Origin of the sequence: Caballeronia sp. BR00000012568055 (assembly GCF_029439455.1) — a bacterium.
GTDB lineage: Bacteria > Pseudomonadota > Gammaproteobacteria > Burkholderiales > Burkholderiaceae > Caballeronia.
The window spans coordinates 143,407-157,332 of record NZ_JAQFVG010000248.1 but is presented as its reverse complement, the minus strand read 5'-3'; the positions used below and the strand labels follow the sequence as shown (position 1 = coordinate 157,332).

General features: G+C 61.1%; 12 protein-coding genes. 11 read left to right on the top strand and 1 reads right to left on the bottom strand.

Going from position 1 to position 13,926, the window contains the following annotated elements; translation table 11 throughout:
* Positions 1-47 precede the first annotated feature (47 nt).
* The 5 genes from P7F28_RS13870 to P7F28_RS13850 all read left to right on the top strand — a co-directional run bounded on the left by P7F28_RS13870 (position 48) and on the right by P7F28_RS13850 (position 5,365).
* Positions 48-1,139 carry an ABC transporter ATP-binding protein gene (locus tag P7F28_RS13870; protein ID WP_277185084.1) on the top strand — a complete coding sequence of 364 codons (1,092 nt, stop codon included), beginning with the start codon at positions 48-50 and terminating at the stop codon, positions 1,137-1,139.
* Positions 1,140-1,204: 65 nt separating this feature from the next.
* Positions 1,205-2,242 (top strand): extracellular solute-binding protein, encoded by a 1,038-nt coding sequence (locus P7F28_RS13865; RefSeq protein WP_370467314.1) that lies wholly within the window; start codon positions 1,205-1,207, stop codon positions 2,240-2,242.
* Between the two features lie 57 nt (positions 2,243-2,299).
* On the top strand, positions 2,300-3,571 hold the full coding sequence (locus tag P7F28_RS13860) for an ABC transporter permease (protein WP_277185083.1): 1,272 nt from the start codon (positions 2,300-2,302) through the stop codon (positions 3,569-3,571).
* 3 nt (positions 3,572-3,574) lie between these two features.
* A complete protein-coding gene (locus P7F28_RS13855) occupies positions 3,575-4,414 on the top strand; it encodes an ABC transporter permease (RefSeq protein ID WP_277185082.1) in 840 nt (279 codons plus the stop codon).
* A 474-nt stretch (positions 4,415-4,888) separates the two neighbouring features.
* A complete protein-coding gene (locus tag P7F28_RS13850) occupies positions 4,889-5,365 on the top strand; it encodes a DUF3331 domain-containing protein (RefSeq protein ID WP_277185081.1) in 477 nt (158 codons plus the stop codon).
* A 19-nt stretch (positions 5,366-5,384) separates the two neighbouring features.
* Here the strand turns inward: P7F28_RS13850 and P7F28_RS13845 are convergent, their stop codons facing one another.
* On the bottom strand, positions 5,385-5,999 hold the full coding sequence (locus P7F28_RS13845) for an NAD(P)-dependent oxidoreductase (protein WP_277185080.1): 615 nt from the start codon (positions 5,997-5,999) through the stop codon (positions 5,385-5,387).
* Between the two features lie 453 nt (positions 6,000-6,452).
* Here P7F28_RS13845 and P7F28_RS13840 point away from each other — a divergent pair, with 453 nt between their 5' ends.
* The 6 genes from P7F28_RS13840 (at position 6,453) to bcsB (ending at position 13,909) form a co-directional block, all read left to right on the top strand.
* Positions 6,453-6,653, top strand: a complete 201-nt coding sequence (locus P7F28_RS13840; RefSeq protein WP_277185079.1) for a hypothetical protein — start codon at positions 6,453-6,455, stop codon at positions 6,651-6,653.
* A gap of 561 nt (positions 6,654-7,214) precedes the next feature.
* Positions 7,215-7,670, top strand: coding sequence for a cellulose biosynthesis protein BcsD (gene bcsD / locus P7F28_RS13835; RefSeq protein WP_277185078.1), 456 nt, complete (start codon positions 7,215-7,217; stop codon positions 7,668-7,670).
* Positions 7,671-7,807: 137 nt separating this feature from the next.
* Positions 7,808-8,437, top strand: a complete 630-nt coding sequence (bcsP, locus tag P7F28_RS13830; protein WP_277185077.1) for a cellulose biosynthesis protein BcsP — start codon at positions 7,808-7,810, stop codon at positions 8,435-8,437.
* Positions 8,434-9,222, top strand: a complete 789-nt coding sequence (gene bcsQ / locus P7F28_RS13825; protein ID WP_277185076.1) for a cellulose biosynthesis protein BcsQ — start codon at positions 8,434-8,436, stop codon at positions 9,220-9,222. The genes bcsP and bcsQ overlap by 4 nt, the downstream gene beginning before the upstream one ends.
* Complete coding sequence (gene bcsA / locus P7F28_RS13820) at positions 9,219-11,435, top strand: UDP-forming cellulose synthase catalytic subunit (protein WP_277185075.1); 2,217 nt, start codon at positions 9,219-9,221, stop codon at positions 11,433-11,435. The genes bcsQ and bcsA overlap by 4 nt, the downstream gene beginning before the upstream one ends.
* The gene (gene bcsB / locus P7F28_RS13815; RefSeq protein ID WP_370467320.1) at positions 11,435-13,909 is read left to right on the top strand and encodes a cellulose biosynthesis cyclic di-GMP-binding regulatory protein BcsB; all 2,475 of its coding nucleotides are present in this window, start codon (positions 11,435-11,437) and stop codon (positions 13,907-13,909) included. Before bcsA ends, bcsB begins: the two co-directional genes overlap by 1 nt.
* The last annotated feature ends 17 nt before the right edge of the window (positions 13,910-13,926 follow it).

The window sequence follows — 13,926 nt, the reverse complement described above, 5'->3', positions numbered from 1 at the left end:
AGAAGGCAAGACAACCGCACAGCAGCTTTCCGAAGGAGACACCGAAGATGAAATCGGATCAGGTGATCGTCAGCTTTCGCGGCGTCCGCAAGACGTATGACGGCGAGACGCTCGTAGTCAAATCGCTGGATCTGGATATCTATCAGGGCGAGTTCCTTACGCTGCTCGGGCCGTCCGGCTCGGGCAAGACCACCTGCCTGATGATGCTCGCCGGTTTCGAATTCCCGACCGGCGGCGAAATCTGGCTCGATGGCAAGCTGCTCAACAAGGTGCCACCGCACAAACGCGACATCGGCATGGTGTTTCAGAATTACGCGCTGTTTCCGCATCTGTCGGTGCAGCAGAACGTGGAATATCCGCTGACCGTGCGCAAGCTGTCGGCGGAGGAGCGCGCGCATCGCGTGAACAATGCGTTGAAGATGGTGCGCATGGAGAGTTTCGCCAAGCGCTATCCGGCGCAATTGTCGGGCGGTCAGCAGCAGCGGATCGCGCTGGCGCGTGCGCTGGTGTTCGAACCGAAGCTCGTGCTGATGGACGAACCGCTCGGCGCGCTCGACAAACAATTGCGCGAGCATATGCAGTACGAACTCAAGTCGCTGCATGAAAAGCTCGGCGTGACCTTTGTCTATGTGACGCACGATCAGGGCGAAGCGCTGACCATGTCGGACCGTGTCGCCGTGTTCGATAAAGGCATCGTCCAGCAACTCGATACCGTCGATCATCTCTACGAAGCGCCGTGCAACGAGTTCGTCGCGAACTTTATCGGCGACAGTAACCGGTTGCGCGGCACCATCGAGCAGACGGAAGGCGAATACTGCGCCATTCGTCTGGCGGACGGCACGCGTCTGTCCGGTCTGAATGTCGCCAAAGCGAAGGCCGGCGCGCCCGCCGTCGCGTGTATTCGTCCGGAGCGCATGAAGCTTTCCGCCGCAGCCAATGGCGCCGCCCGCAACGCGCTGGCCGGCGAAGCACGCAGTCTGATCTATTTCGGCGATCACGTACGCATGCGCTGCGGCGTGCGCGAGCAGGACGAGTGCTTCGTCAAGGTGCCGCTCGGCACCGCCGCACTCGACTCATTTACACCCGGCGCGCCCATCGCGCTCGAATTCGCGCCCGAGCATCTTCGCGTGTTTGCGTAAGCCAAGGCTTCGCGTTCTCCACCGGCAGTTCCATCAATAAAACCAGGCAGACAAGGGAAACCATCATGAAGAAGTTCGCACTGTGCTCCATGGCGGCGGCGGCCGCGCTTCTCGGCACGTCGGTCGCGCAGGCGGCGGAGCTGACCGTCGTCAATTTCGGCGGCGCCAACGGCGATGCGCAGAAAGTCGCGTTCAATCAGCCGTTCGGAGCATCGACCAAGAACAAGGTCACCGCCGTCGAGTACAACGGCGAGCAGGCCAAGGTCAAGGCGATGGTCGAAGCCAAGCATGTGAACTGGGATGTCGTGGAAGTCGAATCGGGCGATCTGGGACGCGGCTGCGACGAAGGTCTGTATGAAAAGCTCGACTGGTCGAAGATCGCGAAGAAATCGGAACTCGTGCCGGAATCGCCCGCGACGTGCGGCGCAGGCTTTTTCGTGTGGTCCACGGCGCTCGCCTATAACGCGGACAAGCTGAAGGGCGCGCCCGCCGGCTGGGCGGACTTCTGGGATACGAAGAAATTCCCCGGCAAGCGCGGCATGCGCAAGGGTGCGCGCTACAACCTCGAATTCGCGTTGATGGCCGATGGCGTCGCGCCAAAGGACGTGTACAAGGTACTCGGCACCAAGGCCGGTGCGGATCGCGCGTTCAAGAAGCTGGACGAACTGAAGCCGAATATTCAATGGTGGGAAGCCGGCGCTCAGCCGCCGCTATTCCTCGTCGCGGGCGATGTCGTGATGTCCACCGCCTATAACGGCCGGATCGACGCGGCGCGCAAGGAAGGCAAGAACCTGAAGGTCGTGTGGAACGGCAGTATCTATGACCTCGACTACTGGGCCATTCCGAAGGGCTCGCCGAACAAGGACGTGGCGACGCAGTTCATCGCGTATTCGTTGTCGCAGAAGCCGCAGCAGGTTTATGCGCAGAACATCGCCTACGGTCCGGTGAACAAGGCGGCGATCACTTCGCTCGACGCCAAGACGCAGGCCGATATGCCGAACTCGCCCGCGAACGCGAAGAACGCGGTGTTGCAGGACATGGCGTTCTGGACCGATCACGGCGATGAACTGGAGCAACGCTTCACGGCGTGGGCAACGAAGTAAGTGTGTGCGGCGGTGGCGTCTTTATCCGATGCCACCGCACCGAAGGAGACTCGAAGCGTGAACACCATGACGATCCCCGCCGAGGAATCGCGCGAATCAAGTGCGCGTCTGAAGCGCGAACTGAAGCTCGCCGATGCCAAGAAGCGCGCGATGGCGCTCACGCTCATCGCGCCGCTGGCCATCTTTCTGTTTCTGATTTTCGTGGTGCCGATCGGCGCGCTGCTGACGCGTGCGGTCGAAAACCCCGAGATTGCGAATGCGCTGCCGCACACGGGCGCGGCGCTGGCGAAGTGGGACCGCAAAGCGCCGCCATCGGATGAAGCGTATGCGGCGCTCGCGGCCGACCTCACCACGATTCAGGATGGCGAAGCAATGGGCGCACTCGCCCGCCGCCTGAATACCGAAATTCCCGGCTATCGCTCGCTGGTTGCAAAAACCGCCCGCGCGATGCCGCTGACCGGCGACGACGGCAAGCCGCTCGCCTCGCCGCAGATCAAAGCGAAGATTATCGAACTGGACGAGCGCTGGAACGATCCAGTCTACTGGCAGGCCATCGCGAAGAATGCGAGCCGTTACTCGCCGTTCTATTTCCTCGCGTCGCTCGATCACAAACAGGACGGCTTCGGCAATATCGTCCATGCGGATCCTGACCAGTCCATCTATCTGAATGTGTTCGGGCGAACGTTCGTGATCGGCGTGGCCGTGACGTTTTTCGCGCTGCTGCTTGGCTATCCGTTGTCCTACTGGATTTCGACGCTGCCCGTGCGCCGCGCCAACCTTGTGATGGTGCTGGTGCTGATTCCGTTCTGGACGTCGATTTTGGTGCGCGTGGCCGCGTGGATCGTGCTGTTGCAAAGCGAAGGGCTGGTGAATAAAGCGCTGATCGGTGCAGGCTTGATCGGCTCGCCGCTCGGCCTGTTGTTCAACCGCGTCGGCGTGTATATCTCGATGACGCATATCCTGCTGCCCTTCATGATTTTGCCGCTCTACAGCGTCATGAAGTCGGTGCCACCTACGTATCAGCGCGCGGCGGTATCGCTCGGCAGTCATCCGTTCGCGGCGTTCTGGCGCGTGTATGTGCCGCAGACGTATCCGGGTATCGGCGCGGGCGTGCTGCTGGTGTTCATTCTGGCGATCGGCTACTACATCACGCCTGCGCTGCTCGGCGGTCCGGACGATCAGATGGTGAGTTACTACATCGCCTATTTCACCAACGTGACGATCAACTGGGGCATGGCGTGCGCGCTTGGTGCGCTGCTGCTTGCGGCCACGCTGCTGCTGTACGTGGTCTACGGACGCTTCACGCGCGCCAATGTCAGCCTGGGATAAGCAATGAAACTCGCCAAACCGATGTTCGCGCCGCATACATCCGCCATCGAGCGCGTCTGGTACTTCGCGCTGCGCATCATCTGCGTGCTGACGCTGCTATATCTGATCCTGCCCGTACTGGCAATCGTGCCGCTGTCGTTTTCATCGAGCACCTTCCTCGTCTACCCGATTCCCGGTTGGTCGATGCGCTGGTATCACAACCTCGTCATGTCCACCGAATGGCGTATGGCGGCGAAGAACAGCTTTATCGTTGCGCCGTCTGCAACCATCGTCGCGACTATTCTCGGCACGCTCGCAGCGGTCGGATTGACCAAGGCCAACTTCGCGGGCAAAAGTCTGCTGATGGCCGTGCTTATTTCGCCGATGATCGTGCCGGTGATCGTCGTGGGCGTCGGCATGTATTTGTTTTTTGCGCCGCTCGGCATCGCGAATACGTATTTCGGGCTGATTCTGGCGCACGCGGCACTCGGCGTGCCCTTCGTCGTCACGACGGTCGGCGCGACCTTGCAGAACTTCAATCACAACCTCGTGCGCGCGAGTCAGTCGCTCGGTGCCAGTCCGCTGACCACGTTCTTCCGCGTAACGCTGCCGGTGATCGCGCCGGGCGTGATCTCGGGCGCGCTGTTCGCCTTCGCGACATCGTTCGATGAAGTCGTCGTCACGCTCTTCCTCGCAGGCGCGGATCAAACGACGCTGCCCCGGCAGATGTTCACCGGCATCCGCGAAAATATCAGCCCGACTATTGCGGCGCTGGCGACCATTCTGATCGTGTTTTCGACGAGTCTGCTGCTGGCGCTCGAATGGTTGCGCGGTCGTGCGGCGGCGCGGGCGGTGGCAAGCTGATCGAAGTTTATTCAGCTCAGACAAACAATAGCCTTACGCGGGGAATGGAGTTCAACGGACTCTTTTGCAGGTTTCGATGCCAGTCCGCAAGAACCTTTCAAAGAAGCGGAAACCCGCGTGTGGCGGGCGTGCGCGTGGGTTTCGCGCATCATCGACGCAGCTTACAGACGCATTCGGCAGCTTTCGCCCGAATGCGTTATCGTTTGCACGCTTCCGAGCGGTCCTCCACCGCACACACGGACCGGCGCAAACCCTCGCCAGTGAAGGCTCCACGTGGCTTCATCGGTAGGACAAAAGCGGGAATGACAGCCACCTGAGCGGCACTTCAAACCGCAGCATCCGCCGCAAACCCAAGCCCCGCAGGCCGCCGCCGATTATTCGTGACAACGGGACAGTGTTTTCACCGATGCACTATTTATCGGAATATGCCTAATGACGTAATTTCTAGGTCGAGTCGAAGCCTGGAAAAATGCCATGACAGCTTTAGCAAAAAGAGCGGACCCGTGGTCACAAACGGTTCACCTGCTCGAGGCCGTTCCCAAGGACGCGGTCCGTGTCGCTCCCTCGCAAAAAACGGCGCGCGCCGAGAGCGAGTTCATCGATCGATTAACGCGTGACTGGAATCGCGCGCATCCGCATCCGCGTCCGTCGAATGATCAGTTGCCGTTTCCGGAAGCCATCGTGCGCGTGATCGAGCGCCCGAGCAGCGCGACCGCGCTCGTGTATTGGTCCGATCCGGGCACTTGCCATTACGGCTATCAAGGCTGGCGCGCGACCACGGCGACGTCCGAAGGCGTCTGCTCGCTGTCGGGGATGCCGGTGCATCGCGGGGATCAGGTGTATCGCCCGTCGCAGCGCGATCCGAAGCCGCAGAACGCATCGGCCATGATCCTCGCCGCCGCGATGCCCAAGAACAGCGAGGAAGTGGAAGTGGACTGCCAGGACTGCTGAAACAGCGTCAAACAGCGCATCAATATCCGACCGTGATGCGCTGTTTGATATGTGCGCCGCTTTCGAATTCGTCGAGGAAGGCGATCGCGTAGTCCTCGAAGGTGATCCAGCTTCGGCCGTTCGAATCGACCAGCAATTCGTCTACGCCGACGCGGAATTTTTGCGTGCGCGCGCCCGCCACGAATTCCGCCGACGGCGATACGAACGTCCAGTCCACGCCCCGCTCGCGACGCAGCGCATCCAGAAACGCCGCGCCTGCAGTGGCCTCGGGCTTGTACGCGTCCGGAAAGCCGGGCATATCCAGCACACGCTGGCCCGGCGCGACATACAAGCTGGCCGCGCCGCCGACCACCAACAAGCGCAACACGCCCGCCTGCTTCATCGGCTCGACAATCGCGTTTTCCGGGACCACCTGAAATCTGGCCGCGCTGAAAACCGCATCCTGACCGGCGATCGCTTCGGCAAACGCGTTCGCATCGAGCACATCGACGTTCATGGCCGTCACGCCTTCGCGCGATTCGACCTTCGACGCATCGCGTGCGAGCGCCGTGACAGTGTGTCCGCGCCGCAACGATTCTCCTAGCAAGCGGCTCCCGACATTGCCCGTTGCCCCAACGATTGCGATTTTGCTCATACCTCACGTCTCCATTGCTGATACGGCTGGCGCGGCGATTCAGCGCCGCGTGCCGAAATCGGCCAAAAACATCATATAAGGAAATAACGTCTGCATTTTTCGCCGATTCATCACAATAAATTTCCTAATAGGAAGAATTAGGCGAATTGGATTGCCGGCATACAATTAATCCAGCGCACTCATAAAGAGCAATAGTATGCAAGTTTCGAGCCGATAAACCGCTCGCCAGACAATATCGACATGGCTTCGTCATAATCGAAAAGTGCGTATGGTGCTGTTTGACGACATTAAACTGGAGGGCCGCGCGCTCTTTCGAAACGCGCGTGCGTGGCGAACATCGGCGCGCCGCGCGCGATAGTTTCGAAACGAGTCCATCCATGCGAGTCGTCAATTTGTCATGACGTTGTTCTATATTGCAGTTCCTCGCCGCTCCATTTCCGGAAGGAGTTAATCGTGAAGAATCCGCAATTGCAGGGTGCCATCGAAGGACGCGACAATCCGGCAGGCGAAAACGCCTTCGAACCGATCCCGGTTACCGCCGCGCCACTCGAGCCAGCAGAAGAAGAGTTCGGGTATTCGGACTCGCTGGACATCCCGCTCGATTACGGCATCGTGATGGACGCCGTCAGGGACGCAGTCCGCGCCAACCTGTAAGCGTCAACGCATAGACCATCAAGCGCCCCGCAATCGGGGCGCTTTTTTTTCGCCCGCGCGCGGCGTGCCGGCTGAGTCGAACAAGCTGCCTTCGGTCCAAATTACCGATCTCATCGACCATTAATTTCATCTGATTAAAACGCAATAATCCGATGAATTAGCGGACAAACAGCAATTTGATTAAGTTGCCGAGCGCGCCTGCCATTAAGAAAATGTCAATCCGTAAGAATAAGGCGACATTCCGCATTTCATATCATTAACGAAATGGTACACTGCGCCCTCGCTGGATATGCGGCGGCAAGGTACTACGCACTGCTTGTCGATGGTTCGTCCAGCCCGGCCTGTTTCATCCATCGATTTGGGCCTTCCATTAGTTCTTTTTGTTCGTTTCGTTAAAAAAATCGGCTGCTAACCTTTACTGGTGAAAAAAATCGCAATGAAGTAAGTTCAGACGTGTTGACTGCGAATGAAACTCGCTTGCGATTCAGCAGACTTAATGATCGAATGAAGTAGAAAATACCGATTAACCGCGCCACGGGCCTCGCGCCGTGCTGACAGATCATGGCCGCTATTTTCGATTACCTGTTCGAGAACCAGATGTCCCGGCAATGGCGCGGCCTGCTTGCCGCGCTGGCGGATGAATTCGAAGCGCAGATCGGGCGCACGGAACTCCGCCAGCTGATGCATCGCGTTGGCGGCCGATTCGCCGATGCCCACGCCATGCCGCCCTGCCGCTCCACCGCCGAACTCGCCGATGCGCTCAACACGCTCTGGCGCGATACCGATTGGGGCTTCGTCGAGCTATCGGACGAGCGGGACTATATGCGGATCGTGCATTTCTGCGCGCCCTTGCCCGCATTCGGCGAAAGTGCGCTTGCCTGGACGCCCGCGTTTCTCGAAGGCGCGTACGAGCGTTGGCTGAGCACGCTCGGCGCGAAAGGCTTGTCGCTCAAACAAGAAGGCGAATTCGGCGATGACGCCGCAATCGAATTCCGGCTTGCGCGCGGCGCAGGCTGAACCCAGCGTCAGAAGTCCGCCGCGTTTATTTGACGTGGCAAACGTTTGGCTCGCGCGATACACAGGCGGCCAACGATAAAAATCAAGAAAGCCGTATTGGCCAAGCTAGAACACTAGTCTTTCGAGGACGCAGCACGATGAATACTTCCCGCGATATCGAGAAGTTGTTCGACCATTTCGGCGGTAACGCCGGGGACTATCAGGAGATTGGGCGCGAGAACGAGGCGAAAACCGCCCGCACGCGCTGGCCGCTGCTCGCCACGCTTGATCTCGCGCAGCCGGCGATTCCGGAAATCGCTCAGCGGCGGGAAACGCAGGCGCCGCGCGTCGCAGAACCGGTGCCCGCACCAACGACCGAAGCCACGCCGATCAATCGCGGCAAACCCCCGTTGTTTGCGCGACCCCATCGCCGGACGATTCCGGTGGTGGACACGAGCGCCAAACGCGATTCGCTGAGCGCATCGCGCTTCGGGCCGCTGACGACGGAAACGGAGCCGGAGATCGTGGTGTCCGTGGCTGCGGTCACGCCCGCGCCCGTGCCTGCTCCTGTTCCAGCCGCCGCTGCGCCAAAGAAAGTCGAACCGCAGCCGTCGATCCTCGGCCAGCTTTTCAAGCCGCAGCACGCCGAACCCGCACCGGTTGCCAAAGACAACGCGCTGAACGCCATGTTCGATCGCCTGCGCGGCGCAAACACCGCGACGCAAGCGCCAACGACAACGCAAGCCGAAGCCACGCGCCCGCGCCGCACCTGGGGACCACGCTCATGAAAGTGATCACGGTCGTGTCCGCCAAAGGCGGCGTCGGCAAGACGACACTCGCCGCCAATCTCGCTTCCGTGCTCGCCGCGCGCAACCGTCGCGTGATCGTACTCGATCTCGATCCGCAGAACGCGCTGCGCCTGCACTTCGGCATTCCGCTCGACAGCATCGACGGAATTTCGCGCGCCACGCTCAGCCGCGACGCCTGGCAAACCGTGATGTTCGATGGCGTCGATGGCGTGACCGTGCTGCCCTACGGCGCGGTCGTGGAAGACGATCGCCGCCGCTTCGAAGCGCTGGTCGATGCCGATCCGTCGTGGCTCGCGCGCTCGCTCGAATCGCTGGCGCTGGACGCGAACGACATCGTCATCGTCGATACCCCGCCCGGCTCGTCGGTCTACACGCGCACCGCACTGACCGCCGCGAACTTCGCGCTGAACGTCGTGCTTGCGGATGCCGCATCCTACGCCGCGATTCCCGGCATGGAGCGCATGATCGACGCCTACGCCACGCCGCGCGCCAATTTCGCCGGACAAGGCTATGTGGTGAATCAGGTCGATCAGTCGCGCCAGTTGAGCAAGGATGTGCTGAAAGTGCTGCGCAATATGCTCGGCACGAAGCTGTTTCCGGGCGTGATTCATCAGGACGAAGGCATCGCGGAATCGCTGGCGTGCGACACCACGCTGATCCACTACGATCCGCTCTCGCAAGCCGCCGCCGATCTGCGCGCGTGCGGCGACTGGCTGCTCGCCGCGATCGATGCGATAGCCGCTTCATCGAGGAAACTTGCATGAGCGCGCCGAAAATCCCATCGCCCGAAACCGAAGTGAGCATGGCGCAATCGCGGCTGGAGCGTTTCGTCGATGCACGCGTCTGGGGCAGCAAAATCCTCGTCGTGCTGATGACGGTTTTCGCGCTGTTCGCGTTCTACTTCGTGGTCACCGTGCCGCTGGCATTCGGCCAGCAACTCGCGTTCGCGACTATCTGCTTTGCGTGCGCGCTCGGCTTTCGACGTCTGCAAGGCCAGTACGCGACGCTGGTGATGATTCTGCTCTCGGTGGTCGCATCGAGCCGCTATATGTACTGGCGTCTGACGGAAACGACCTACTGGGAACATCCGCTCGATGCCGCGTGGGGGCTGCTGCTGGTCGCCGCCGAAGTCTATGCAACTTTGGTGCTGCTGCTCGGCTATTTCCAGACTTCGTGGCCGCCCAAGCGCAAACCTTTGCCCCTTCCCGCCGACCGCCGCGACTGGCCGACCGTCGATGTCTTTATTCCGACGTACAACGAACCATTGTCCGTGGTGAAGCCGACCATTTACGCCGCGCTCGCCCTCGATTATCCGAGCGACAAACTCGCCATCCACGTACTCGACGATGGCCGTCGTCCCGAGTTCAAAGCCTTCTGCGAAGAGATCGGCGTCAACTGGACGATCCGCACGCACAATCGACACGCGAAGGCGGGCAACATCAACGAAGCGCTGAAGATCACCAAGGGCGAATACCTCGCCATCTTCGATTGCGATCACATTCCCACGCGCTCGTTTCTGCAAATCTGCCTCGGCTGGTTTCTGCGCGACAAGCTGTTGTCGATGCTTCAGACGCCGCACCATTTCTTTTCGCCCGATCCGTTCGAACGCAATCTCGGCACGTTCCGCAAGGTGCCGAACGAAGGTGAGTTGTTCTACGGACTCGTGCAGGACGGCAACGATCTGTGGAACGCCACCTTCTTCTGCGGCTCGTGCGCCGTGCTGCGCCGCTCGATGGTCGAAGAGATCGGCGGCATCGCGGTGGAGACGGTGACGGAAGATGCGCATACGGCGCTGAAGCTGCATCGGCTGGGCTATACGACGGCTTATCTGGCGATTCCGCAAGCCGCAGGATTGGCGACGGAAAGTCTCTCCGGCCACATCGGTCAGCGGATTCGATGGGCGCGCGGCATGACGCAGATTTTCCGGATCGATAATCCGTTGACGGGCAAAGGGCTGAAAATCGGCCAGCGCCTCTGCTATCTCAACGCGATGATGCACTTCTTCTACGGCGTGCCGCGTCTGGTGTTTCTGACCGCGCCGCTGTCGTATCTGTTCTTCGGCGCGCATGTGATCGAAGCGGCGGCGAGCAGTATCGCTATTTTCGCGCTGCCGCATATGTTCCACGCCAGCATCACCAATTCGCGGATGCAGCGCTCGTTCCGGCATTCGTTCTGGGCGGAAGTGTATGAGTCGGTGCTGGCCTCGTATATCACCGCGCCGACGCTGCTGGCGGTCATCAACCCGAAGCTCGGCAAGTTCAACGTGACGGCCAAGGGCGGACAGATCGCGAAGGATTACTTCGACTGGTATATCTCGCGGCCCTACCTCTTTTTGCTGCTGCTGAATCTGCTCGGGTTTATCGCGGGGATCGTGCATATCGTTTTGTATTGGCATGTGCGCAGCGAAGTGCAGACGACCGTGCTCAACCTCTGCTGGACCGTCTACAACATGCTGATTCTGGGCGCATCGGTGGCGGCGGCGAGTGAGCGCAAGCAGGTTCGTTCGACGCATCGCGTGACCATGACCATGCCGGTGATGCTCAAGTTCTCGACGGGGCGGACGCTTGCGTGCGAGACCATCGACTATTCGGAAGGCGGCGTGGGCGTGAAGCTGCCGAATATGATCGAAGTGCCGATGCACGAGCGCGTGACCGTATCGCTATTCCGTGGCGACGAGGAATATGCGTTCCCCGCTACCGTCGGTTTCACCGAACCGGGGCGCGTCGGATTGCGCTTCTCGCAACTCACGCGCGAACAGGAATACGACTTCGTCAAAACCACCTTCGCGCGCGCGGACGCGTGGACCGGCTGGTCCGAAGGACGCCGCCCGGATACGCCGCTCACCGGTCTGTCGCATGTGCTGCTGGTGGGCACGCGGGGTATCGCCGGATTGTTCGAACATCTCTACAGCGACCTTCGGACCTGGACGACCAAGCGCCCGGTCGATGTGAAGAAACTCAAAACCAAAGACCAATGATGGGCGATGCCATGACGAAGACGCGCGTGAAACACGGGCAGGCGGCGCGCGCGCCGCGTTTTTGCAAGCGGTTAGTGGCGGTCTGTATGGCAGTGCAGACCGCGTTGTGCGCCCCGCTCGCTTATGCGGTTGATGCCGCGGCGAGTGGGGCCGTACAACAAGTTCAACAGGCAACGGGCGTCGGAAATGTGCCCGCGCCCGGTCCTTCGGCTGTCTTCAACCCAATGACCATCGCGCAACCCGCGCAGGCGATGCCCGTGCCCGCCTTCTCCGGCAAGCCGGAAAAGCCGCTGACATCGCGCGTGCCGACGACTGCCGATCCGGGCACGCTCGTGCCGGGCGGACGTCGCCAGACTTTGAGCTTCGCCGATTACGGCGCGCGCGATCCGCTGCAGTTGCGCGGTACGGACGGCCAGAACGGCATCGCGTTTTCGGTGCGTGGCGATGAAGTGGTGACGGCGGCGGTGCTGCATCTGATCTACAGCTATTCGCCGTCGCTGCTGCCGTCGATATCGCAATTGAAAGTGCTGGTGAACGGCGAAGTCGCGGCGACGCTGCCCGTGCCGCGCGATCAGGCCGGCGTGCTGGTCGCGCGCGATGTGGCGATCGATCCGCGCTTCATCACCGAGTTCAATCACCTCAACGTGCAGTTGATCGGCCATTACACGCAGCAGTGCGAAGATCCGTCGAACTCGACTCTGTGGGCGACGGTGAGCAATGCGAGTTCGCTCGATCTGACCTACGCATCGATTGCGAGCAAGCCCGATCTCGCCGCGCTTCCGCAGCCCTTTTTCGATCGACGCGATGTGCGCCGCCTCGAATTGCCCTTCGTGTTCGCGGGCAAACCTTCCTTGCCGACGCTCGAAGCGGCGGGCATGGTGGCATCGTATTTCGGCTCGCTGGCGGGTTATCGCGGCGCGATCTTTCCGGCGCAAACCGGCAACGTGCCGCTGTCCGGCAACGCCGTGATCTTCGCCACCGGCGACACCAAAATCCCCGGCGTCGATATCCCGCCCGTGTCCGGCCCGACCATCGCGGTCATCGAACGCGATGCAGCCGCGCGCGGCCGTTTGCTGCTCGTGCTGGGCCGCGACGACAACGAACTGAAGACGGCGGCAAAGGCGCTGGGCGTCGGCCAGAACACATTGAGCGGCACCAGCGCGACCATCACGCGATTCACCGATCTGCAACCGCGCCGTCCCTACGACGCCCCGAACTGGCTCTCGACCGATCGCCCCGTGCGCTTCGGCGAACTCGCGGAAGCGCGCGATCTCAGCGCCCACGGCTACGACGCCGATGCCGTGCGCGTGAATCTGCGCGTGCCGCCCGATCTGTTTATGTGGCAGACCAAGGGCGTGCCGATCGATCTGGCTTATCGATACACCGTGCGGCCCGCGCCCGATCGCTCGTCGCTGAATATCAGCGTGAACGATGGCTTCGTGCAGTCGCTGCGCATTCCGGCGGTATCGACATCGACGTTCGATCTCGGCCAGTATTTCACGCGCGTGATGCCCGACAAGACCGTGGCCGCGCGGCGCGAAATCTACATTCCGCCGCTGCTCATCACGCCGCGCGCGCAGTTGCGTCTGCACTTTTATTACGATATCCCGAAGACCGGCGAGTGTACGGGCCGCGTGCTGGACAACGTGGTCGGTTCCATCGATCCGAATTCAACCATCGATCTGTCCGGTTTCCCGCATTACATGGCGCTGCCCGATCTGGCCGCGTTCGCCAACGGCGGCTTCCCGTTCACGCGCATGGCGGATTTGTCGCAGACGGCGGTGGTGTTCCCGAACGAGCAGAACAACGCCGATTACAGCCTTTTCCTGCTTGAAATGGGCCGCATGGGCGCATCGACGGGTTATCCGGTGACGGGCGTAACCGTGACCAGCGCCAACGACGTCGATCGTTTCGCCGATAAAGACCTGCTGATTCTCGGCTCGCCGGGACGTCAGCCTTTGCTGCAACGCTGGGCGAAGAACATGCCCTTTTCCGGCGATGGCGACGCCCGCACCTTCCAGCTCAGCGATGTCGGCTTCAAGCTGGTCGATTGGTGGCACGGCGAGCAAGGTCCGGAACGCTCGCCCGCGCGCGCGGATTTATCGCTCGTCAGTTCGAATGGCGATGCCTTGCTCACCGGTTTCGAATCGCCGCTGAAGAACGGGCGCAGCGCGGTCGCGCTCATCAGCGCGGCAGGCCAGTCGGATGCCGATCTCTCCGCCGCCCTGCTCGACAACGACCTGCTGCCATCCATTCAAGGCGCGATGGCCGTGATCCACGGCCGCACGGTGACGGTGACGAGCAACGGCGAAGCGTACTTCGTCGGCCATCTCTCGCCGATGCACTACATGCGCTGGGCGCTCTCCGCGCATCCGCTGCTGCTGGTGCTTTCCGCCGTGATCGCCGCGCTGATTTTCGCGGCCGTCTTCTACCGCGCGTTGCGTTCGATCGCAGCGCGGCGTCTGAGGAATTGATATGCGGGCATCGACCG